This window comes from Companilactobacillus zhongbaensis, assembly GCF_003946515.1.
GTDB classification, from domain to species: domain Bacteria; phylum Bacillota; class Bacilli; order Lactobacillales; family Lactobacillaceae; genus Companilactobacillus; species Companilactobacillus zhongbaensis.
Genome location: NZ_RHOM01000020.1, coordinates 11,721 through 35,613, shown reverse-complemented (window position 1 = coordinate 35,613; position 23,893 = coordinate 11,721). Strand labels below are relative to the sequence as shown.

Annotated in this window: 21 protein-coding genes; 8 read left to right on the top strand and 13 right to left on the bottom strand. The window is 41.0% G+C overall.

Annotated features, from left to right (window positions below; all coding sequences use genetic code 11):
• Positions 1–434: 434 nt before the first annotated feature.
• The gene (locus EKM69_RS08820; RefSeq protein ID WP_125710266.1) at positions 435–1,844 is read left to right on the top strand and encodes an APC family permease; all 1,410 of its coding nucleotides are present in this window, start codon (positions 435–437) and stop codon (positions 1,842–1,844) included.
• 54 nt (positions 1,845–1,898) lie between these two features.
• Here the strand turns inward: EKM69_RS08820 and icd are convergent, their stop codons facing one another.
• From icd to acnA, 3 genes are read right to left on the bottom strand one after another with little or no spacing between them, the layout of a single operon-like run.
• The gene (gene icd / locus EKM69_RS08815) at positions 1,899–3,170 is read right to left on the bottom strand and encodes an NADP-dependent isocitrate dehydrogenase (protein ID WP_125710264.1); all 1,272 of its coding nucleotides are present in this window, start codon (positions 3,168–3,170) and stop codon (positions 1,899–1,901) included.
• Positions 3,170–4,279, bottom strand: a complete 1,110-nt coding sequence (locus tag EKM69_RS08810) for a citrate/2-methylcitrate synthase (RefSeq protein ID WP_125710262.1) — start codon at positions 4,277–4,279, stop codon at positions 3,170–3,172. Before EKM69_RS08810 ends, icd begins: the two co-directional genes overlap by 1 nt.
• 21 nt (positions 4,280–4,300) lie before the next feature.
• On the bottom strand, positions 4,301–6,913 hold the full coding sequence (acnA, locus tag EKM69_RS08805; protein WP_125710260.1) for an aconitate hydratase AcnA: 2,613 nt from the start codon (positions 6,911–6,913) through the stop codon (positions 4,301–4,303).
• Positions 6,914–7,280: 367 nt separating this feature from the next.
• Here acnA and EKM69_RS08800 point away from each other — a divergent pair, with 367 nt between their 5' ends.
• Both EKM69_RS08800 and EKM69_RS08795 read left to right on the top strand, forming a co-directional pair.
• Positions 7,281–8,096, top strand: coding sequence for an HAD family hydrolase (locus EKM69_RS08800; RefSeq protein ID WP_125710258.1), 816 nt, complete (start codon positions 7,281–7,283; stop codon positions 8,094–8,096).
• 146 nt (positions 8,097–8,242) lie between these two features.
• A complete protein-coding gene (locus tag EKM69_RS08795; protein WP_125710255.1) occupies positions 8,243–9,001 on the top strand; it encodes a hypothetical protein in 759 nt (252 codons plus the stop codon).
• A gap of 297 nt (positions 9,002–9,298) precedes the next feature.
• Here EKM69_RS08795 and EKM69_RS08790 read toward each other — a convergent pair whose 3' ends face one another.
• Complete coding sequence (locus tag EKM69_RS08790; RefSeq protein WP_225423873.1) at positions 9,299–9,652, bottom strand: YisL family protein; 354 nt, start codon at positions 9,650–9,652, stop codon at positions 9,299–9,301.
• Between the two features lie 91 nt (positions 9,653–9,743).
• Positions 9,744–10,601 (bottom strand): GRP family sugar transporter, encoded by an 858-nt coding sequence (locus EKM69_RS08785; RefSeq protein ID WP_125710251.1) that lies wholly within the window; start codon positions 10,599–10,601, stop codon positions 9,744–9,746.
• Between the two features lie 176 nt (positions 10,602–10,777).
• Between EKM69_RS08785 and EKM69_RS08780 the strand changes: the two genes are divergently transcribed.
• Positions 10,778–11,128, top strand: a complete 351-nt coding sequence (locus tag EKM69_RS08780) for a DUF2200 domain-containing protein (protein WP_125710249.1) — start codon at positions 10,778–10,780, stop codon at positions 11,126–11,128.
• A 421-nt stretch (positions 11,129–11,549) separates the two neighbouring features.
• On the opposite strand, the gene EKM69_RS08775 is transcribed toward EKM69_RS08780, so the two are convergent.
• Positions 11,550–12,134, bottom strand: coding sequence for a peptidylprolyl isomerase (locus EKM69_RS08775; protein ID WP_125710247.1), 585 nt, complete (start codon positions 12,132–12,134; stop codon positions 11,550–11,552).
• A 763-nt stretch (positions 12,135–12,897) separates the two neighbouring features.
• Between EKM69_RS08775 and EKM69_RS08770 the strand changes: the two genes are divergently transcribed.
• Positions 12,898–14,028 carry an NAD(P)-dependent alcohol dehydrogenase gene (locus EKM69_RS08770; protein ID WP_125710245.1) on the top strand — a complete coding sequence of 377 codons (1,131 nt, stop codon included), beginning with the start codon at positions 12,898–12,900 and terminating at the stop codon, positions 14,026–14,028.
• Positions 14,029–14,274: 246 nt separating this feature from the next.
• On the opposite strand, the gene EKM69_RS08765 is transcribed toward EKM69_RS08770, so the two are convergent.
• On the bottom strand, positions 14,275–15,297 hold the full coding sequence (locus EKM69_RS08765) for a YeiH family protein (RefSeq protein WP_125710243.1): 1,023 nt from the start codon (positions 15,295–15,297) through the stop codon (positions 14,275–14,277).
• Positions 15,298–15,403: 106 nt separating this feature from the next.
• Between EKM69_RS08765 and EKM69_RS08760 the strand changes: the two genes are divergently transcribed.
• Positions 15,404–16,279 (top strand): LysR family transcriptional regulator, encoded by an 876-nt coding sequence (locus EKM69_RS08760; protein WP_125710241.1) that lies wholly within the window; start codon positions 15,404–15,406, stop codon positions 16,277–16,279.
• Here the strand turns inward: EKM69_RS08760 and EKM69_RS08755 are convergent.
• The 4 genes from EKM69_RS08755 to EKM69_RS08740 all read right to left on the bottom strand — a co-directional run bounded on the left by EKM69_RS08755 (position 16,257) and on the right by EKM69_RS08740 (position 19,984).
• Complete coding sequence (locus EKM69_RS08755; RefSeq protein WP_125710240.1) at positions 16,257–17,516, bottom strand: MFS transporter; 1,260 nt, start codon at positions 17,514–17,516, stop codon at positions 16,257–16,259. The genes EKM69_RS08760 and EKM69_RS08755 overlap by 23 nt on opposite strands.
• A 114-nt stretch (positions 17,517–17,630) precedes the next feature.
• The gene (locus tag EKM69_RS08750) at positions 17,631–18,152 is read right to left on the bottom strand and encodes a GNAT family N-acetyltransferase (RefSeq protein ID WP_225423874.1); all 522 of its coding nucleotides are present in this window, start codon (positions 18,150–18,152) and stop codon (positions 17,631–17,633) included.
• A 33-nt stretch (positions 18,153–18,185) separates the two neighbouring features.
• Positions 18,186–19,052, bottom strand: a complete 867-nt coding sequence (locus EKM69_RS08745) for a helix-turn-helix transcriptional regulator (RefSeq protein WP_125710236.1) — start codon at positions 19,050–19,052, stop codon at positions 18,186–18,188.
• A 557-nt stretch (positions 19,053–19,609) separates the two neighbouring features.
• Positions 19,610–19,984: a hypothetical protein gene (locus tag EKM69_RS08740; RefSeq protein ID WP_125710234.1), complete on the bottom strand. Its 375-nt coding sequence runs from the start codon at positions 19,982–19,984 to the stop codon at positions 19,610–19,612.
• A 257-nt stretch (positions 19,985–20,241) separates the two neighbouring features.
• Between EKM69_RS08740 and EKM69_RS08735 the strand changes: the two genes are divergently transcribed.
• Together EKM69_RS08735 and EKM69_RS08730 are read left to right on the top strand one after the other, a co-directional pair.
• Positions 20,242–21,816 carry an Nramp family divalent metal transporter gene (locus tag EKM69_RS08735; RefSeq protein WP_125710232.1) on the top strand — a complete coding sequence of 525 codons (1,575 nt, stop codon included), beginning with the start codon at positions 20,242–20,244 and terminating at the stop codon, positions 21,814–21,816.
• Between the two features lie 18 nt (positions 21,817–21,834).
• Positions 21,835–22,269: a universal stress protein gene (locus tag EKM69_RS08730; protein WP_125710230.1), complete on the top strand. Its 435-nt coding sequence runs from the start codon at positions 21,835–21,837 to the stop codon at positions 22,267–22,269.
• A gap of 50 nt (positions 22,270–22,319) precedes the next feature.
• On the opposite strand, the gene EKM69_RS08725 is transcribed toward EKM69_RS08730, so the two are convergent.
• Together EKM69_RS08725 and EKM69_RS08720 are read right to left on the bottom strand one after the other, a co-directional pair.
• Positions 22,320–22,994, bottom strand: a complete 675-nt coding sequence (locus EKM69_RS08725) for a hypothetical protein (protein WP_125710228.1) — start codon at positions 22,992–22,994, stop codon at positions 22,320–22,322.
• A gap of 287 nt (positions 22,995–23,281) precedes the next feature.
• Positions 23,282–23,725 carry a hypothetical protein gene (locus EKM69_RS08720; protein WP_125710226.1) on the bottom strand — a complete coding sequence of 148 codons (444 nt, stop codon included), beginning with the start codon at positions 23,723–23,725 and terminating at the stop codon, positions 23,282–23,284.
• Between the last annotated feature and the right edge of the window lie 168 nt (positions 23,726–23,893).

Genomic DNA, 23,893 nt, shown 5'->3' with positions numbered 1-23,893 from the left:
TGCGAATTATGGTATTCTGTTGATGCATCAAGACGAAAAACCTCTTTCATTGTTAGTGTCGGAACTCCAATGATAACTGATTTTTCCGTCTTGGTGTTTTTTTATTCAGATTTTCTTAAGGTGGCTAACTTGATTATAAAATTCGCCATTTTAATAATTTTCTACTTTTGTTTATTTATTTGACTCACTTTCATTTTGGTTTCTTGTTCTCCCCACCTTTTCTTCACCCCTTCTCATTCCAATGTTTTACAGTTATTGCTATTTGCTTGATTTTCTTAACTTTTTCTTTCATTTATTAGAATTTATCTTTTTTTATTAGAATTACTCTTTTTTTTGATTTTTTTAGGAGTATCATTTTTACCAATTAATAATTTTTCCATTTTCATTTCTTTTGTTTTTGATTTTCCATTTTGTTTTAGAGGGGAAGCTTTGTTTTGGGTGATTTTTTTAAGAAACAGTCTGTTGCTAATTTTTTAGAGGTTGATTCTCGTCTTACTAAGAGTTTGACGGCTAAGGATTTGTTGGCTCTGGGTATTGGGGCTATTATTGGTACTGGTATTTTTATTTTGCCTGGTCATGAGGCTGCTATGCATGCTGGACCTGCTGTGGCTATTGCTTTTTTGATGTCTGGCATTGTTGCTGGTACTGTTGGGATGGCTTATGCTGAGTTTTCTTCGGCTATGCCTGTTGCTGGGTCGGCTTATTCTTTTGGATCTGTTATTTATGGTGAAGGTATCGGTTGGATCCTGGGGTGGTCTTTGATTTTGGAGTATTTCTTGTCGGTTTCTGCTCAGTCGGTGGGATTTGCTTCTTACTTTAATAACAATATTTTGGGCGCCTTTGGGATCCATTTGCCGAAGTTTTTGTCGGCTGGTCCGATGGAAGGTGGCGGGATCAATCTTACGGCTGTTTTGATCGTGTTTGTCATTGCCTACGTTATTGCTCACGGTACTAGTTTGTCGAAGCGGGTCGAAAATGTGGCGGTTATTATTAAGGTCACGATCATTGTTCTGTTTATTATCGTTGGCGCTTTTTATGTTAATACTAAAAATTACGTGCCGTTTTATCCGGCTGAGTTCCACTCTTCACCTTTTGGACTCGGTGGGCTTTCTACTTCTGCTGCCACTGTTTTCTTTGCCTTTATTGGATTTGACGCTTTAGCTTCTAATTCGGCTGAAACGATCAATCCGAAAAAAGATGTCGCCAAAGGTATTTTGGGAACCGTCTTTATCGCTATCGTCTTGTATGTTGCCTTTTCACTCGTCTTGACTGGTGTCGTTAACTATAAGGACCTTAACGTTGATGATCCGGCTGCTTACGCTTTGAAAGTAATCCACTTGAACTTCTGGAATAAATTGATCACCCTTGGTGCCTTAGTTGGTATCTTTACCGCCTTGTTGACGTTGTTCTTCGGTGGTTCGCGACTCGTATACGCTTTAGGACGTGACGGCCTCTTGCCTAAAAAAATGGGTGAGGTCGATGCGAAGTATTCCGTTCCTAAAAACGCCATCTACATGGCTACGGTCGTGCAAGCTTTCTTTGCTGGCTTAGTTCCTTTGACTGAGCTCACTTCTTTGATCAATGCTGGAACTTTGTTAGCCTTCATCTTCATCTCCTTTGGCATCATCCCCTTGCGTCGTCGAAAAGACATCCCTAATGACGGGTACAAGATGCCCTGGTATCCCGTATTGCCAGTTCTGGCTGGATTAGCCAGCTTGTACTTCTTGTTGATGTTACCGAAGCTTTCCAAGATCACCGTGGTCATTTGGTTGGTCATCGGTGCTATCGTTTATCTAGTATATGGATTGAAACACTCTAAACTACAAAATGAATCGAAAAATTAAATACGTTAAAAAAGTAGACAACTTAATTTTCTAAGCTGTCTACTTTTTTATTTGCTATGAAAAATCAATCGTTTTGGCGATGAAGTTGCCATATTCACTCGTGCTCAATAGTTCTGAGCCTGGTAGTTGTTTAGCGAAGTCCAAGGTCACGTGTTTGCCTCGAATGGCGACGGCAATGGCGTCCTGGATCAACTTGGCGGCCTCGTGCCAACCGATGTAATCAAACATCATTGCTCCTGATAAGATGATCGAGGTTGGATTCAATTTATTTTGTCCGGCAAATTGTGGCGCCGTTCCGTGAGTCGCTTCAAAAATAGCTTGGCCAGTTTCAAAGTTGATGTTGCCACCAGGTGAGATCCCGATGCCACCCACTTGAGCAGCTAGAGCATCGGAAATGTAGTCACCGTTCAAGTTCATCGTTACGACTACGTCGAAGTTTTCTGGATGCAAAAGCGATTGTTGGAAGAAGTTGTCGGTGATGACATCGTTGATGATCAGTCGGCCGGCATATTCGGCAGCGGTCAAAGCTGAATCGGCTGCTTCTTGGCCTTTTTCTGCCTTGATGTCAGCGTACGTGTTCATCGTAAAGACGCGCTCACCGTATTTTTCTGCTTCTTCGTAACCCCATTTTTTAAAGCTGCCTTCGGTTTTTTTCATGATATTGCCCTTATGCACTAAGGTCACATGACTCAAGTTGTGCTTGAAAGCATAGTCAATGGCGGCGTGAACGATCCGTTTGGAGCCTTGTTCTGAGATCGGCTTGATGGCGTAATTGGAAGTTTCTGGGAAACGAACTTTTTCTAATTGACCGTTTTCTTTTAATAGTTGTTGCAACTGGTCGGCTTCCTTACTCCCCGATTCGATATCGATACCAGCATAAATATCTTCAGTATTTTCTCGAAAAACATCGATATCGACGTTTTGCGGTTCTTTGACCGGCGAAGGCGAACCTTCGTAATATTTGACCGGTCTGAAGCATGCGTACAAATCGAGTTTTTGACGTAAAGTAACGTTGATCGAGCGATGGCCGTGACCGATCGGAGTCGTTAATGGTCCCTTGATCGCCACTAAATTGTCTTGTAAGGCTTTAACGGTTTCTTCTGGTAACCATTCTCCTGTTTGCTTAAAAGCTGTCTCGCCGGCTAATAGTGGCTTCCAAGCAACTTTTTTCTTACCTTTGTAAGCCTTCTCGACCGCCTCATCAAAAACAGCTCTAGCTGCGTCCCAAATTTCTGGACCGATCCCATCTCCAGCGATGAACGGAATGATCGGTTCATTTGGAGTCTTCAATTGTTGATCTTGCATGGTGATTTTTTCAGCTGTCACTAGTGTACCTCCTTGACTGCCGTGTCTTTAGCATAACTACGGTCGGTTGGTCCAACGTAGACCGAATTCGGACGGATCAAAGTTTTTTCACGCCGCTGTTCCATGACGTGAGCTAGCCAGCCAGACGTTCGACAAGCTGCAAAGACTAAAGTAAAAGTCTTCTTATCTAGTCCTAAGCAGTGATAGATCAAGGCTGTGTAGTAGTCAACGTTGGGATGGAGACCGGTTGTTTCCAACATGTAGTCGGCTAAAGTAGCTTGGATCTGATACAAGTACATATTATCAGTTTTTTCAGCTAAGTCCTCGGCGATACCCTTTAAAATATATGCTCTTGGGTCGCCATGTTTATAGATCCGGTGGCCAAAGCCCATGATCTTGCGACCTCTGGCCACTTCTGATTTAACGTAGTCGATCGGATCTTCTTTTCGTTCGACGATCTCTGTCAGCATTTCAAAAACTCGTTCGTTGGCACCACCGTGTAGTGGTCCCTTCAAAGCACAAACGGCTGCAGTCAAACAAGAATAGTAATCGGAAAAAGTCGAAGCTACGACACGTGCCGTAAAGGTCGATGCATTGAACTCGTGATCAGCATGCAAAATCATGACGGTGTTGAACATTTGCGACAATTTTGCATCCGGCTTTTTGCCAGTCATCATGTACAAAAAGTTATCGGCAACGCCGAGGTCTGGATCAACTTCAAGGAAAGGTTCATCGTCACGGATCCGAATAATGGCAGCGATAGCCGTCAACATTTTTGCTAAGATCTTGGGTGGTTCATCGTGGTCGACGTCGTTAGTCGTACCAAGCAATGAAGTCGTTGTCCGCAAGATACTCATCGGGTGCTGGGGCTCCTTAGCGATGTACAACAATAGTCTGATAGTTTCGGCTGGCAAGACCATTTTACTTACCAAGTCTTTTCTAAATGCGTCTAGTTCTGATTTACTAGGAAGTCGGTCGTGCCAAAGCAAAAAAACGACTTCCTCAAAAGTAGCATGGGCTTCTGCCATTTCCTGGACAGAATAACCTGCATAAGTTAAGCGTTCATTTTTGGTCGAGCTGATATGCGTTTCATCAACTACGATCCCTGCTAATCCTTTTGGATGATCCATATTAAAACCTCCTTACGTTGTTTATTTTTCGAGTTTGTTAGCGATGACCATTGGTAAGATTCCGTGGGCATCGTAATATTGTTCGTCGATTGGTGCGTCAAATCTGACTTTAACGTCGAATTGGACTTGGTGGTCATCGTCGACTGCCGTAACGTGAGCAACTTTGCCATCGACTTTGATACTGAAGGATTCATCCCCAGTCAAACCTAATTTTTCAGCGGAATCCCCTGCTTGATATTGCAATGGCAAGACACCCATCATAACTAAGTTCGAGCGGTGGATCCGTTCAAAACTTTCGGCAATAACTGCTTTGACACCTAGAAGTTGGACGCCTTTAGCAGCCCAGTCACGAGATGAACCCATCCCGTAATCTTTACCCGCTAAGATCACTGTGTCGATTTGGTGTTTCTTATAATCCATCGCTGCTTCATAAATAGTTGTTTCCTCACCGGTCAACCATGACTTCGTGAAACCACCACGTTTATCGGGAGTCAATTCATTTTGTAAACGAACATTGCCTAAAGTTCCCCGCATCATGACTTCGTGGTTACCCCGACGAGATCCGTAAGAGTTGAAATCTAGTTGGCTAACTCCGTGAGCTAATAAGTATTTACCAGCTGGTGAAGTTTTACCGATAAATCCGGCAGGAGAAATGTGGTCAGTCGTGATGGAATCTCCTAATTTGGCTAAGACCCGCATATTTTGCAAGTCGCTTTGTGTTTTATTTTCAAACAAAGGTGGATCGGCGATGTAAGTCGATTTTTCATCCCAAGGATAAGTCGTCGACTTGGAAGCCTTCAGTTCATTCCAAGTTTTATTTTGATCAAAAATATTGGCGTAATTAGTCGAGAACAATTGTGGACTCAAATATTTGTGGATAACCGCACTAACTTCGTTAACATCAGGCCATAAATCACGGAAGTAAACTGGTTGTCCGTTCTTGTCAGTCCCGAGTGGATCTTTCGTAATATCGATATCGACCGTTCCTGCCAAAGCGTAGGCGACAACTAGTGGTGGAGAAGCTAAGAAAGTATCCTTAGTCAACGGATTGACCCGACCTTCAAAGTTTCGGTTCCCACTTTCGATGGCCGCAATCGGATAATCTTGTTCAGCTAGTTTTGACTGCAAGTTTTCCTTCAACTTACCGGAATTACCGATACAAGTCGTACAGCCATAACCAACGATGTTAAAACCTAATTGGTCTAAGTATTTTTGCAGATCTGAGATCTCTAAGTATTTCGTTACTACCCTGGATCCCGGTGCAAAGGAAGTCTTGACGTACTTAGGAACTGTCAGACCCTTCTCGACGGCTTTTTGCGCCAACAACCCGGCTGCGATCAACACTTCCGGATTGGAAGTGTTGGTACAACTAGTAATCGCTGCGATCCCAAGGTCTCCTGGACGGAGCTTGAAGTCAGTTTGTTCGACTTCAACTGGAAAGTCTGGCAATTGGTCATATTGACGGAAATGACTTGGCATATCCTTCAAATAGATCAGATCTTGAGGACGCTTAGGACCAGCCAAACTGCTTTGGACTGTGCCTAAGTCGAGCTGCTCGTCTTCAGAATAGTGACGATTTGCATCTTCAGTTTCGTCATAGAAAAAGTTATTAGCTTTGGCATATTGTTTAACGAACTCGATCTGTTCAGCACTACGGTCAGTCAATTTCATATAAGCTAACGTTTGATCATCGATCGGGAAAAAGCCACAAGTAGCACCGTATTCAGGTGCCATATTGGCGATAGTTGCCCGATTTGCCAAAGGCAGATTTTTTAAACCTGGACCGTAAAACTCGACGAATTTGCCGACGACGTTGTGTTTTCTCAATAAATTAGTGATCGTCAAGGCTAAATCAGTCGCTGTAGCAGTATCTGGCAATTTACCAGTCAACTTGACCCCGACAACATTAGGCATTGGGAAATAAGATTCTTCTCCCAGCATGCTAGCTTCGGCTTCGATACCACCAACGCCCCAACCGAGAACACCGAGGGCATTGATCATTGTCGTATGCGAATCAGTTCCAACTAAAGTATCTGGAAAAGCTACCGTTTGACCGTCGGTTTTTTGCTTGCGGATGACTTCTGACAAATACTCCAAATTGACTTGGTGAATGATCCCAGTATCTGGTGGAATGATCGTTAAATTATCAAAACTATTTTGGGCCCACTTCAAAAAGGTATAGCGCTCATGATTTCGTTTGAATTCTTGTTTAACATTGAAATCAAAGGCTTGATCATTTGCGGCCATATCAACTTGGACCGAGTGGTCAATGACCAAATGCACGGGTACGTCCGGATTTATGATCTCGGGATCTCCCCCACGTTTCTTAACTTCGTCACGCATGGCAGCGAGGTCGACCAATGCTGGAACACCGGTGAAATCTTGTAGGATGACCCGTTCCGGTTTATAAGCCACATCCTCGTCGTGCTTATCGTCCCAATCAACGAACGAGCTCAAAAATTGCTTGATCATCGGTTTCGCGTCACTGTGACGTAAAGTTAATTCTAATAAGACTCGAATCGAATACGGCATTTGAGACACTCGCTGCTGATGACTAGCCAAGTACCCAGCAATATCATAGTAGGAATAAGCTTTCCCATTAGCATGGAACGTCTTCAAAAAATTATCTTCCATATTTGCACCCCATTCTTATTGAATTAAATATTTTCTAATAAGTCTAACACCCTTTTAATAATCATGGTAGTGTAAATTCAAAATTTAGACTAAATAAGATAAAAAAATAGCCCTTGAAACGGGCTTTAGGTCAATTCAAGTAAAAATAATTAGTTAACTTCAAAAAATAATCCTCGACTTAATCGACAAATGTCATCGAATGGGGCGTAAATCCTAGTCTAAGTAACATAATCTAGCCTTTTTCGCACATGATTTGGATCAATTTAATTGTCAAAAAACGTAACAATTAATTCGTTAATAATAACTTTTGAACTTTTTGATAGTTTAGCTTATCTTTTACTTATATACATAATGAGGGGGGAACAACATGATCAAACATATTTTTTCCGACATGGACGGAACAATTTTAAACGACCTCGGTGACGTCAGTGACCACAACGCCCAAGTCATTAAGGAATACAACATTCCAGTGACTTTAGTTTCTGCCCGTGCGCCGATCGAAATGGTCGACGCCATGGACAAACTCGGCATCAGTACGCCCCAGATCAGTTTCAACGGTGGCCTGATCTTCAACAAAAATTCTGACCAACTCAAGATATTGCATCAAGACACGATCGAAAAAAATATTGGCCAAGAGATCATTGACATCATTCTCAACAAATTCCCCGATGTCAGTCTCAGTTGGTACACACTCCACAATTGGTACTCGCAGCGAATCGATTCGGGAATCTTACTCGAGAAAAAATACACTAGTCTCTTGCCCCAGATCACTACAGCAAAAGAGTTTTACAGTGATCCGAGCCACGAACTGTTCAAGATCATGATCATCACCTTCGAACCTAAAACCATGCAAGCACTCAAACAATATTTACTCGACCAAGATTTTTCCGGCGTTGCCATCCAACAATCCAGTGATACTTATTTAGAGATCACCAGCGAAAAAGCCATCAAATCTAAAGGGATCCAGTATGTCATGAACGAGGAAAAACTAGAACCCAACGAATTAATGGCATTTGGTGACGGCTTGAATGACTTGCCAATGATGAGAATGGTCGACTACCCCGTTGCCATGAAAAACTCATTACCAGAAGTTTTGGAAATCGCCAAATATATAACTAAAAGTAATGAAGAGGATGGCGTAGCTTATGCATTGCAGCATTATTTGCCCACAATCGGTCAATAATGAAAAATATTTCCGCCCAATGTATTTTTTTGAAAAAAATTGTTTTTGAATATATCGGCTAAATAATTAGTGTGAACTCATTTTGGTGTTGCTATACTTTTATCACCCGAACTGCATGAAGTCGGGCAATATCAAAGTAGTGAAGCATGAAAACCAAGGGAATATTTTTATCAGCGTGCGTCTTAGGGAGTCTGATCGCACCGAGCTTTAATGTGGGAAATGTCCAAGCAGCAACCGTTTTGGATCAGGAGGTCAACTACGATGACCTCTACGTTAGAAATGACGTAATCATCCACACCAACCTCGGTCCACAGATAGTACGCGACCAAGAGGGTCCAGTGCGCCAGATCTTGACCATCAAGGTACCAGAAAAGCGCGGTTACACCGCTGATAAAAAAACTGTCAAAGCATTAGTGACCCAGTCAGGGATAATCTGTGCTGAATTCGTAACATACACCAAAGACGTAGGAGCAGCCTTAGTTGTCCCCGACCTTTCATCAGAAAGCTTTAAAGGCTTCGTAGCTACCAAGGATAAGTACGCAGAATTGTACGCCTTCGATCCAAAAACCGATCAACCAACCATCGGCAACCGGATGCTAGGCCAATTCACCGACTGGAAATCCGACGGACTAAAAGAATACGCCAACGAATCTTATTACCGTGTATCAACCAACGAGTGGGTAAAAGCCTCGCAAGTATACCGCTACGAAAACAAAACTGGAGTACTAACAGGAAGAAGAGCCATCAGCCCAATAGTAAACAACAACACCAACCAAATAGCCAACCTACCCGGCGGCACAGACTGGGCATACGATCGCATAGCCTTCTTAAACGACCAGGATGGAGCTTACTATAGAATCTCTGGGAATCAGTTTGTTAATGAATACTTTGTAACAGAAAAATAGAGAGCGTGGAGACACACGGGTAGCTGCTGAGGATTAACGCGGGTGGTCGCACAAAGGTGCGGCGAAGCCGTACCGCGACCACCTGTGTTAACCGGAGGCCGCTGTGTGCCGGAACGCGTTTCCGCTATAAAACGGGCAACGTTTGGTAACAAACAAATAGAAGTTTGGTAACCAATCTATACAAGTTTGGAAACAAAGCAATCGAAGTTTGGCGACAAACCAAACACGACCCCACAAAACAACAAAAACAACTCAAAAAAAAAACGGCGCAATGCCAAAAGGCAAAGCGCTATTTTTTTACCGTGCAACAAATGGAAACCAACCAGCAAGTCCGAATCCAACAATTGCAACGACAACTAGAAAGATAACCACAGACCAAACAGCCCGTGTAGTCAGTCTTCCTGTATTTTTACGAGCAAACGCGATTTCGATGAAGGCAATCAGCAATAATGCCAGAATAACTTTCACGATCAAAAGCGATGGCTCAGTTTCCCAAGCATGACTGAACAGTAATACACCAGTCACGATGATCACAATATAACCTAAACGAGTGATCATCTCATAAACTTTATTATGGGAATTAGTCAAAAGTGCCAACAAAACAGTGATCGTCATAACGATCCACGTAATTAAATGTGTCCATACGACCATAATTAACCCCTCCTAGATACTTATAATGATAACATTTATTATCAAAAAAATAATTCGCTATCTATGTATTTGATCAAGGTCAATTTTTTGATTATAAGAATGCCGTGGCGACACTACCGATCACGATCAATAATAGTCCTGACAAGGTAAAACGCAATTCTCGTGGAGTCTTAGTCTCATGTAAAATAAATAGACCACCGAGTGTAGAAACTACTACGTTCATTTGCGTAATGACAAATGAAGTAGCAACCCCAGCACTTTTAGCTGCAAAAATATAAGCTAGTGACGAAATACCAAACACTAGACCAATAATACCGTTTTTCCAACTAGCAGATTGCGCAAAGCTCTTTCCATGAGTCGTGAACAAGTTATACAAAATAGCTCCCGCAAAAATACCCAGCATTTCTGGGAACAGCAAATGAGTCCCAGAAACTGAATCTAGAGCTTTAGGCAAAGCACTATAAGCCCAATAACCGATCGTAGTTGGCAACAAAACCGCCAAACCAGCGCCAACCGAGGAAGTAGATCCATTCGACTTTTTATCAGTGACCGCTGTCATGGCGACACCTAAAACGACCAAGGCAATTGCCAAAGCTCCAATCGTCAATGCCGTAGCACCTGACCACTCGCCAAATGCCACGATACCGATCAAAGAAGTACCAACGACTTGCAACCCAGTAGAAATAGGCATCGTCTTAGTAACACCGATCTTGGTAAAAGCCACATACTGCCCCGCTTGAGCCAAAGCCCAAAGAGCACTGGCCAAAAATGCCCAAGCAAAATCGCTACCAGAAGCTGTCCCATAGATCATCCACAAAACCACTCCAACAATGGCAGCACCAAATCCAGTCCCAAAAATCTGATTAGAAGGACTCCCACCGATCTTAGAAGCTAAAAGAGGCTGAATACCATAACCAACAGCCGGGATCAACGCTAACAAAATTCCCAAAACAATCACCTTTTTCCGCTTAATTTAACGAGTAAAGTGTACTGCTATCTTCATGACATTCAAAAATAAAAGCTTATATATCAAAAAATAATAAAACGATAATCAATCATGACCACAACCAATCAAATATCATCAATACATTTGTTATAATCAAAGAAAATCGAGGAGGCAAAAAAATGGCAAACGAAAAAATCTTCCAAATGACCTTCAGCAAAATCTACCCAATGTACATCCAAAAAGCAGAAAGAAAGGACCACACCAAAGAAGAAGTAAACCAAGTGATCCAATGGCTAACAGGCTACAGCAATGACCAACTAGAAGAACAAATAAACAACAAATCCACCATGCAACAATTCTTCGAAAACGCCCCAAAAATAAACCCCAACGCCGAAAAAATAACCGGCGTAATCTGCGGAGTAAAAGTACAAGAAATAGAAGACCCCTTAATGCAAAAAATCCGCTACATGGACAAACTAGTGGACGAAGTAGCCAAAGGCAAAAAAATGGAGAAAATACTAAGACAGTAAAAATGAATCCCCCTACCGAAAAAGGCAGAGGGGTTTTTTTGGTTTTGGTTTTGACTTTACCAACAAAGATAAAAATTGAGATAGACCGAAAAAAATAGGACGATCAAAAACAGCCAATTTGAACAAAATAAATCGGTCCCATTCAAAAAAAAAGAGGAGATAGTTGCACTATCGAGGTGGAGGGGCGGGGCGCTATATGGGCTCAGCCGCGAAATTTCACTTAGCGGTTCACCGCTTAGTGAAAGACCCAGCTTTGAAACAAGCGAGCGGTTTATGCTCGATTGGTTCAAAGTGGGTCCGCAGCGTTCCAGTCCCATATAGCGCCCCGCCCCGGAACCGGCAGTGAACCACCAAACAAACTACCCCCACAATCCCCATCAAACAAAAAACCTCCAGCAAAAAATCGCTGAAGGCAAAAAAACTACTTCTCAACTAAAACACTCTCAATCACAACATCATCAACAGGCTTATCACCGCCATCACGCTTAACCCGGCTAATCTCCTGAACAACATCCATCCCGGAAACAACCTGGCCAAACACAGAATGACGATGATCAAGCCAAGGAGTACCACCATTCTTATAAGCAGCAATAATCTCCTCAGGATAACCAGCACTAGCCATATCCTTGATCATACGCTTAGGCATATTCTCATTAGAAACAATAAAGAACTGACTGCCATTAGTATTAGGACCAGCATTGGCCATAGACAAAGCACCAGTCAAATTAAACAACTCATCAGAAAATTCATCTTCAAATGAGCCACCATAAATACTCTCACCACCAGCACCAGTACCAGTAGGATCGCCACCTTGAATCATAAAATCAGGAATAACACGATGGAAAATAACCCCGTCGTAATAACCCTTCTCAGCCAATTCAACAAAATTCTTAACAGTCTTAGGAGCCAAATCATCAAAAAGTTGAATAGCAATATCGCCATGGTTAGTCTTCAAAGTAACCTTACTACCAGAAGCGTTTTCTAAATCTAATTGTGGATAAGCCATAAAAAAATCCCTCACTTAATAAAAAATATTACTAAAAGCATACTAGAAAAAACCAATAATATCTAATCAAACGCAATAAGAAGAAATAATAAAGCACAAAAACAGAAAAGCAATCAACTCCCCATCATATTTCGCATTCAGGTTTGGGTTTAGGTTTAGATTTTACCAACAATCATAGAAACTGAGATAGACCGCAAAAGCCAGGACGAGCAAAAAGTGCCAACTTGTACAAAAAAGATCGGTCCCGACCAAAAAAAGGAGGATATGTTGCACTATCGAGGTGGAGGGGCGGGGCGCTATATGGGCTCAGCCGCGAAATTTCACTTAGCGGTTTACCGCTTAGTGAAAGACCCAGCTTTGAAACAAGCGAGCGGTCTATGCTCGATTGGTTCAAAGTGGGTCCGCAGCGTTCCAGTCCCATATAGCGCCCCACCCCGGAACCGGCAGTGAACCACAAACCAAACTACCCCCACAATCCCACAAACAAAAAAATTACCCAACAAAGCCAAAAACATCACAACCAACAAAAACTTGACCATCAACACATCAATATCAAGAAAACAAACTCAACAACATCAGCCAAAACGACTTCACAATGCTTTAAAATAAATTTCACAATCTATAACAAATGCAATCAAATCACCACAACTGCAACCGATTCCACAATATAGAAAATTGTGAAACCCACTAGACATATTGTGAAACCAGTTCTATACTCAAATTGTAAGCGTTTACCAAATACTTAAATGGAGATGAATTTGTTATGTCGAACCAAATTAAAGCAGCCGTTCTCAACCAATTAAATGGTGATTTTGAACTAGAAACTTTGAATTTAGCATCAACTTTGTCACCCCATGAAGTTAAGGTCCACATTGTAGCCAGTGGAATTTGTCACACTGACGAAGCAGTTAGAAATGGTCAAGGTGGCGACTACCCTTACCCTGGAGTAGTTGGTCACGAAGGTGCCGGTATCGTCGAGGAAGTTGGTTCCGCCGTTCGTTCTTGTAAACCGGGAGATCACGTCATCTTATGTTATGACTACGACGGATACTGTAAAAACTGTCTTGACGGACGTCCAGCAGCCTGTTTCAACTGGAATAAGTTGAACATGGAAGGCTTCAATGCCGAAGGAAAAACACCTTTTTCCCGCGATGACGGCACTGAAGTCCACAATTTCTTCAACCAATCATCTTTCGCCACAGAAACGATCGTTGATGACCGGAATGTTACCGTCGTCGGCGATGACATTGATCTTAGAAAAGTTGGACCTCTCGGATGTGGTTTCGTAACTGGTTCAGGCACTGTCTTCAATGCTCTTCAACCAAAAGTCGGTAGTGCTATCGTAATCTTTGGTACAGGCGCCGTTGGTCTGGGAGCTTTGATGGCAGCCAAGATCACTGGTTGTAACACCTTGATCTGTGTCGATGTCGTTGGCCACCGTCTGGAAACAGCCAAGAAAATCGGTGCAACTCACATCATTAATAGTAAAGAAGAAGATCCTGTCAAAAAAATCAAAGAGATCACTAACGGTGGTGTCGACTACGCAATTGACACAACAGGTATTTCACCAGTTATGACCCAAGCCTTCGAGTCATTAACATCAGGTGGAAAATTTGCCCCCGTAGCGGTAACTCGTCACGAATTCAAGATCGAGCATCCCTTTGCTGATCTAACTTCTTATCAAAAATCCGTCATCGGTGTCTTGATGGGTGATGCTGTTCCACAAAAATCAATTCCTCAATTGATCGAATTTTGGCAAGCCGGAAAATTCCCATTCGATACTCTTGAAGAATTTTACAGCTTGGATCAGATCAACCAAGCAAATGCCGATTCAAACAGCGGTAAAGTTATCAAACCAGTCTTGATCATCGATGAAGACTACAAACCAGAATAATTTTTTACCAGAGCATCAAGAATTACCCCCTACAATATTTTTTTAAGTCTTATACCGATATCGACAAAACTAGTTTTCCCCTTACTAGCAAAACACTAACTCCCCCTGTTAGTGCCACTTATCACCCCAATGATAAAAAACTGTTGATATTACTTTTGTTATTACACACTCCTATTTACATAAATAAATTACGCAAAAAAAGAGAGATAGATTTTTTCCTCGAAAATCTATCTCTCTTTTGTATTTTTAGAAGAATGCTTTGCTGACTACGATCATGAAAGCTAGTAGAACGAATGAAGCACTCAAAGCTGCTAAAACAGCGTTTTTTCCGCTACTAACGAAAGCCTTGAAGTTTACCGTCATACCTAAAGCAGCCATCGCCATACCTAAGACTAAGTAGGCCAATTTAACTAACCAATCCAAAACTCCCTGTGACATTGGCACGAAAGTCCCGATAACACTGGCCAAAATAAAACCAGCCATGAACCAAGGAATAGGTAGTTTTTGCTTCGTATTGTCTTCAGCTTTTTTCTCAGAGTGTTGGTACCAAATACCAATAACCAAAGCTGCAGGAGCTAACAATAATACTCGTGATAGCTTAGTGATGATTGCCGTATCCAAGCTGACAGCACCACCAGCTCCACCAGTTGCAATGGCATGAGCGATTTCATGAAGTGAACCACCGGCCATTACCCCAAATTGTGAAGGAGTCATGTGCAACAAAGGCTTGATACTGATCTCGATCAAAGTGAAAACCGTTCCTAAGATTGCTACAATAGCAACTGCAAGGACTTCATCATTCCGCTTTTTCTTTTCTTGATCTTCCGACACTTTGATTTGTGGCGAGATCCCCATAACAGCAGCTGCACCACAGATCCCCGTCCCACTAGCAGTCAAAATGGCTAGTTGTTTATTCACGCCCATTTTGCGAGCGATGTTGTACGTCAAAAATATTACGCCGGAAACTACCACGACTGCGACTAAAATAGTCTTCACACCGGCGTGGGCCAAATCAATCAAGTTCAATTTGAAACCTAACAAAATGATCCCTAAACGCAAAAATTTGTTAGAAATGAAGCCGATCCCGACTTCTGCTTTATCGATTGCTGGACGGTACAATTGAAAAAGCATCCCCAAGATCAGTGAGATTACTAATGCCCCAATGATCGATAAGTAAGGCAAGCCACCAAGAAGCGTTCCGGCGACTGAGCAAACTAGCGTCATCAATAGCGCATAGTAAAAGCCCCGTTCAAATAATTTCACATACATAATATTTCCTCCCTTGCGTAATTTACATATTAATATAAACTAGCCATAAGTAAAAATTAGTATTTATTAATTTATCATAAGTTGTACTTATAGGAGGGCATCGACCGTGCTAGATAAAAGATTTCAAACCTTGATCGTCTTATCAAAAACTTTATCGTATACTAAAACGGCTAATCAGCTTTTTATTACTCAACCGGCCGTATCTCAACAGATCAATACTTTAGAAAATGAACTAAACATGCAACTGGTAATCACCAACAAACGCCAGATCACCTTGACTGATGCTGGCCGAGCCTTGGCGAGATATGCTCAACAAGTTCAGATTGAAAGCTCCAAACTAGTCACTCACCTACAAAACAACCATCAAGACTTGAACTTAAAATTAGGCTGTACCTTGTCCTTGAGCTCAACGCTACTACCAGACTTCATCTCTAGCCTTTCACACAGGTCACAGTTGATGGCTTCTGAGATCGGCAACACCAGCCACATTTTAAAAAACATTCGTGAAGGCAAAGTCGACTTCGGCTTGATCGAAGGAAACTTTAATAAGGAAGAATTCGATTCGATCCAGATCAAAAAAGAAAACTTCATTTGTGTCGCTAATCCCGACGCTAATATCAAAGCAGACACCGTATCTGACCTTTTTGCACAAAATCTCTACATTAGAGAAGTCGGTTCGGGTAGTCGCGAGATCTTAGAAAACTGGCTCTCGACCCAAAATTTCCAACTAAATGATTTCCAGCAAGTCATGGAAATCGCCAGTCCAACCGTTATCGTTCAATTGCTGCAACAATCTAAAGGTGTCAGCTTCATTTATGAATCACTAGTGACTGAAGACATCGATCAAGGCAAACTAAAAAAACTAAATCTCAAGGACTTCAAAATCAGTCATCCTATCAATTTAGTTTTTTTGAAAAATAGTTATTTTACTAATACTTATCAACAATTAGTCAATGACTTTAATCGTCAGACTGCAAACTAGCTTGCAGTTCCAAGTCGTATTTACGCATCGATGGGAATAATAATACTAAAACGCCACAAAATAGCGTTCCGACTCCCCCGATTACGAAGAGCATGTTGACACCAATGCTGTCGGCCAATGGTCCGGCGAAGATCAAGCCTAGCGGTGCGGAAATGCTCATCAATGAATTCAAGATCCCCAGGACTTTTCCTAAGATCTCTGGTGGAAAGCTTTGCTGGATAATCGCCATTAACAACGTGTTGAAAAACGGTGTTGCTAAACCGGCGATGGCATTCAAAATCAAAAATCCGACAAATCCTTTTTGATTACCAGGTAAAAAGCCACTGATCCCGAAGGATAATCCCATAAAAACGATCGACCATAAAATTGGCACGATCCGGTCTTTCCAATTTCCGAAAAAGCCGATCACAGCACCACCGGCTAACATCCCGATCGAATAGACCATCTCAACGATACCGGCTTGAGCGACACTGCCGTGGAAATACGACATTGTCATCAACGGATACATCGAAGCTGCCGGCATGAAGATCAAAGTGAATAATGTTCCGACTAACGTGATATTCCACAAGCCTCTTTTTTCACGGAGCTTCGTCAACCCAAATTTCATATCTCGGAAAATCTTGACCTTTTCATCGATCACCGGATTTTCGGGGAACTTAACGAACAAGATGATTGTCACACCAACGATTGCTCCCAAAACATCTAATAAGATCAACGATGAGATTGGTACAACGGCAAATAAGAAAGCACCCAATGCTGGAGCAATGATCATATTTGCTGACTGGACCATTCCTAACTGACCATTGATCTTAGTCAGTTCATCCTTTGGTACCATCGTTGGCAAGATCGACTGGATCGTCGGCATTTGGAAAGTTTGCGCGATCGACCTGATCAGTAACGATATAAATATCAACCAAATCGGAAAGTCGTGATTGACCATCCCAACTACGGCTAAGACTATCGCCACAATTGCAGCGACAATATCTGGTACGATCAGTAAAGCTTTTTTATTCGTCCGATCGACGAATGGTCCGACTATCGGACTCAATAACACCATCGGCAACATCCCGAGCAGTGTCGCAAAACTCAAGATCGTCGCCGACCCAGTTTCTTTGGTCAAATACCAAATGATGGCATATTGGACGACCATGCTAGTCACACCCGAGAAAAACTGTCCAAATAAGAACAAGTAAATATTCGGGCGCCATTTTGGAATCATGGTAGTATTTGTTGGCATACATATCCCCCCTTGTCTGAGCAAACTTGAATTTTCCCATTTTTCCAAGCATAAGTCAAGCATTAAAAAAGCCTTGTTGTCGGTAATGTAACCGGAAACAAGGCTTTTTCTAATTTAGATGAATTTTGTTTTGAAGACCACGCGGAAAATCCCGGCAAAAAAGCTGATCAAGTCTTGGTATTCTTGCTCGGTAAAATTTTTTCCATGATAAAGCATCGCATACTCAACACCTTGCTCTAAAGAAACTTTATCCGTTAACACGAAACCGTTTTTCTGATAAAACTCGATCCGTTTCGCACGTTGGACCGCATTGTCGGCTTTTTCATCAGGACGTTCCGCACTCAGACAGATTCGCTGTCCGGAGTACATTTGATAAAGGTCGTGCAAAATCTGGCTCCCGTATCCGTGACCACGCAAGCTAGGATCGACTGCCAAATAAAAAATATAAGTTAGACTACCCTCGGAAATGACGTAGGATAACCCAACAAATTTACCTTCATCATAAAAAGCGATAAATTCGATGAATTGTTTTCGAGCTTGTAATAACAACCAAGCAAATGGAACTCGTTCAGCTTTAGGAAAAGCCTCAAAATATAGTTTTTTTGCATCGGCGTAACTGGCTGACTTATATGAAATGATCTCTTTATTTAAAATAAAAATTGCCTCCTATTACTGTTCAAATGCTTCTTTTAATTGCGGTGGATCAACGACCTTCACCTTATCTCCGAACTGCTTCAGCCAAGCTTGCGCATATTCGAAACTGTAAAGGTCCTTTTCGAGGATAACTATCTTATCCTTTGTGATCAAACGTTTATCCATTTTGAAAGTCGTATTTAACTGACTTTTTAATGACTTGTCTAATTCAAAGGTCACGAAATACAAATCGCGAAACGATCTAGGGTCATTGACGCCTTCAAAAATCGTAAAAGGACGACGGATGAATTTTTCCGATTTCGGATGGATCTCCATGGTTTGCGATATTTTAAAAATCCGAAAGTCTTCGCGCAAACGGCAATATGCCCAAACGTACCACTGATGGTCCTGGTAAAAAACTTCCATCGGTTCGATATCACGATTGGTTCGATCATATTTAACGTCGACATAATCAAGGTTAACTACCTTTCGGTCACGCTGTGCCATAAATAAATCAGCAATCATTCGGTGAAGAAACGCTCCCTTTATGTCTTCAAACTCACTCATGTAAGGTGCTCTTAGCTCCGCCAATTCCACTCTCAACGCAAAATCACGCAGCTGATTTTTCCCTTTTGGGTTAGGTTCATCAGTTAAGGACAAGTAAAGATTTAATATTTGATCGAAGGTAACAAATTTTTTATACATCACTTGTGGGGTGATAAGTTGGTAGGTCGGATCCGATTGCCGGTCTACTGTTATTTGGAAGCCTGATTCTTGAATCTGGTTGATTGCTTGTTCTATTTGGGTGGGAGTTGCGTCAAAGTAGTCGCAGAGGTAGTGATTTGTGGCTTGTTTTTCTTTTACTAGTAGGAATATGATCGATATTATGTCGTCTGCTGGCATATTGTTTTGTTTCTCCTTTTACTGTTGTGTTTATTATAGCGGATTTTGATTGATTGTTGTTGGGAGTGGTGGTGGTAGTTTTGGTAGATGTTCACTGCCGACTCCGGGGCCCGGGGATACAGCCGCTGGCTTCCTTAGTTGTTCGGTGGCGTAGCCATCACCAAGAACCAGTTGCGCAAGTGCGCTAGCACTTACGTTACATCATTTGGCGGCTGAGGGCTGTATCCCCGGGCCCCTCCGTCTAGATGGTGCAACAATACCCCCCTTTTTTTGATGGAGACCGATTTATTTTGTACAAATTGGCACTGTTTGCGCGTCCTATTTTTTTCGGTCTATCTCAATTTCTACCTTGGTTGGTCAGTTCAAGAGCAAAATAAAAAGACTGAAACTTTTCTTCAGTCTTTCTTTTTGGGCTCGCGTGCTGTGGTTCGCACTCTCGCGTTGGATTCTCTCTTATTTAGTTTATTGGTAATTTTCCGTTCCCAATCGATTCCCACTCTATAATTAAAACAGGTTCTGGAATACGGTATCCAATGATGCCTTGAAAGGCCCTGTTCTTAAAATATTTCTGTTTTATCGCCATACGTTTCATCATTTCCAAATTGCAATAATACTTTTTCGCACAGCATTTGATTCTCAAATATTACTTCATCGTACTCTGCATTCGAGATGTAAAAGGCTGTCATGTGGGCGAAGTAGACGAATTGTAGCATGTTGTTGAATTCTGTGTCTATTTTCATTGCTTTGTGGACGAAGGTGCTCATGGCTTTGTCTCCGAATGCTATGTAGCTTGGGGTTTTTATGAAGTGGACTCCTACCCCTTTGTGGTTGTTGGCCCATTTCTTGTTCTTTTTATTTAGGACTGTATAAATTTTTGTGTTGTTTCCTATTTCTGGGGCTTCGGTTAGATCCATTGCTACTATTGCTTTCAATCTGTTTTCCTCATTTCGTTTTGGATGCATTTTTTTGTTTCTCTGAAGAGAAATTTGTTTATTAATATTAATATTTAGTTATTCTATGCTAAATATTGACAAATGTACACTAATTGAAATCCTATTCTTTCAATGATTTAACCGATTACACCATCTTCATGATATATTTTTAAAATTTAGCCTTGCCTAATATTGGTATTCACATGTGCTAATGTGTGAGTTAGAATGTACTAGTTAGGAAAGGGGAATTAATTTTTATGTCAGATAACAAGCATTCCAATGGCGGCAAAAAGCTGATCCAATATGCTAATGGACCATCATTGGAAGAAATCAACGGAACTGTTAAGGTTCCTAAGGGGAAGGGCTTTTGGAAAACACTTCTCGCCTACTCTGGCCCAGGTGCATTAGTTGCTGTTGGTTACATGGATCCAGGTAACTGGTCAACTTCTATCACTGGTGGTCAAAATTTCCAGTATTTATTGATGTCAATCATCCTAATTTCAAGTTTGGTCGCGATGCTTTTGCAATACATGGCCGCCAAACTTGGAATAGTGACTCAAATGGATTTAGCTCAAGCTATTCGTGCTAGAACCAGTAAGTCCCTTGGGATCATCTTATGGATACTGACCGAGTTAGCCATCATGGCGACTGATATCGCTGAAGTTATCGGTGCTGCTATCGCGTTATACTTGCTATTCAACATCCCGCTAGTAGTTGCCGTATTTATTACCGTTCTCGATGTTTTACTACTGTTATTATTAACAAAAATTGGATTCAGAAAAATCGAAGCGATCGTTGTTGCTTTGATTCTCGTTATTATTTTCGTTTTCGCATATCAAGTAGCACTTTCAGATCCTAACTGGGGTGCTGTAGTTAAAGGATTAGTCCCTTCAGCAGAAACATTTGATGAATCACGTTCTGTTGCCGGAATGACTCCACTTAGTGGTGCTCTAGGTATTATTGGTGCCACTGTTATGCCTCACAACTTGTACTTACACTCAGCTATCTCACAAACTAGAGCTATCGATCACAACGATGAAGAAGACGTTGCTACTGCTGTTCGTTTCTCAGCTTGGGATTCAAATATCCAATTAACGGCTGCTTTTTTCGTTAACGCCTTGCTCCTAGTCATGGGTGTTGCTGTTTTCAAGAATGGTGCTGTTTCTGACCCATCATTCTTCGGATTATATGAAGCTTTAAAAGATACATCAACTTTGAGTAACCCTATTTTGATCAGCGTTGCTAAATCAGGTACATTGGCTACATTATTCGCTGTTGCCCTTCTAGCATCTGGTCAAAACTCAACTATTACTGGTACTTTAACTGGTCAAGTTATCATGGAAGGATTCGTCCACATGAGAATGCCACTTTGGCTACGTCGTTTAGTAACACGTTTGATCTCAGTTATCCCAGTATTGATCTGCGTTTTGATGACTAGTGGAAAATCCGCTATCGATGAACACACTGCATTAAACAACTTAATGAACAACTCTCAAGTATTCTTAGCCTTTGCCCTACCATTCTCCATGTTGCCATTACTATTAATGACTGACAGCAAGGTAGAAATGGGTAACCGATTCAAAAACAATATCGTCATCAAGATCTTAGGCTGGTTCTCAGTAATCGCCTTAACTTACTTGAACATGAAAGGCTTACCAGCTTCGATCGAAGCATTCTTCGGTGACCATGCAACTACTGGGGAACTTCAAATGGCCGATTCAATTGCCTACGTATTGATTGTCTTAGTAATTGCCTTACTAATTTGGACGATTGTTGAACTTTACCGTGGTAACAAACGTTACGCTGCCAAACTAGCAGCCGAAGCAGAATAAAAACTGAGGGAGAAAAAAATGAGTGATAATGTATTTAAACGAATTTTAGTGGGTGTCGACGATTCAGAAGATTCACTACTCGCACTCAAGTATGCGATCCACACTTCCAAAGAAGACCATTCCGAACTGATCATCGCTTCAGTCCTAGAAAGCGACGATATGAACGTCTTTCAAGCACTAGATAAAGATTACGTTCACGGTGAAAGAAAAGAACTTGAAGATCACATCCTCAAGTATAAAAAATTAGCTTTAGATGCTGGCGTAGAACACGTCACAGCAGTAGTAGACGAAGGCGAACCAGGCGAAACGATCATCAAAAAATTGATCCCAGCCTTACAACCTGATCTACTAGTAATTGGTTCTGAATCAAGAAGCGGCATCAAACGTCACTTCGGTTCCCAAGCTGCCTACATGGCTAAATACGCTGATATTTCAGTTATGATTTTTAGATAAATAGAACGCAAAAAGCTAGCCAAATCGGCTAGCTTTTTTTAATGAATATGTTAAAGACGCGTTAAAAAACTTGCAATAACAGATGCAACAATCAATCCCGACAAAACGCTTAAATATATTTTTTCCTGTTTAAGAATATTGTCTGTTCGAGCATTAACCAACTTATTCATTTCATTGAATTTAGTCTCAAACTTATTTTCCATGAAATTGAATCTCTCATTGATTGACTCACCCATATTATCAATTTTCGCATTCATATGTATAAGTCTTTGATCAATTTGTTTGAATCGGCCATCCATCTGAATAAACCTTTGATCAATTTGTTTGAATCGGCCATCCATTTGGATAAACCTTTGATCAATTTGTTTGAATCGGCCATCCATTTGAATAAACCTTTGATCAATTTGCTCGAATCGCTCATCCATATGGACAAATTTTCCATCTATATGTATAAACCTTTGATCGATTTGGGTAAATCGATGATCGATAGCATCAAAACGACTTGTATTTGACTGTTCAAGATTATCGATCCTACCTGCTAATTCATCACGAGATTTATCGATTCGGGAATTTAAGTTATTTAATTGTGTATTAGTTTCATCGAAATGATGATCGACTTTGGATTCAAAATCTTGAAACTCCTTTTTTGTTACAAAATTTTCGTCCATTTTTCCTCCTCCACCGGAATCAAAAGGTACTAACCGTTTGTTGGTTTCGTCTGACATAACTTCCTCCTTATAATATCATCTTGCTAAAGTAAATTACGCAGAAATAGCCATTAGAGTTATTCCATTTTTAACAAAAATTGCAAAAAAAATAACCAACAACTATATGCTGTCAGTTATGCTTGGATTCTATAACGAATCTCTAGAAACAATGCTTGTTCCTACAAAAGTTTTCATATTGAAAAAGGTACTAACCGTTTGTTGGTCTCACCTGACATCCTATGATGAATTGTACTTTCAGAATCAGAATAGTATGGACCGTCTGTTATCAAAATTAACTAATAAAATCACTTAAAAAACAGAGTAGTAAGCACAGCTACAAAAAACCCAGAAAAAACCATAAAATAAATTTTTTCCATTTTTTGACCTTGATCCATTCTATTTTCCAGTGAAATAAATTTATTATCGATTGTTGTAAGTTTAGTATCTATCGAATTAAATTTATTATCGATTGTTGTAAATTTAGTATCCATCGAATTAAATCTATTATCCATGTTGGTAAATCGCTTGTCGACGGAGTCTTTAAATGAATCAATTTTTTTATTTAAATCTTCATAATGTCTATCAGACTTGGTACTTACATCCTCGATTCTCTGATTAACTAAATCGAAATTGCGATTTACTTGAGATTCAAATTTACTAAACTGCTTTTCGGTAACAAAATCGTCCATTCTTCCCCCTCCTCCATTAGAATCAATAGATAATAATCTCTGTGCATTTTCTTCTGACATGAATTCCTCCTAATCTTAACATGGTGATATATTAAATTACGCAAAACAGACTAATTGACTTATGCCAATTTTCTTGAAAGACCGCAAAAAAAATAACCAACAACTATATGCTGTCAGTTATGATTCATTACCATCATATTTACAAATCCATTCGTAAAATAAATCCTT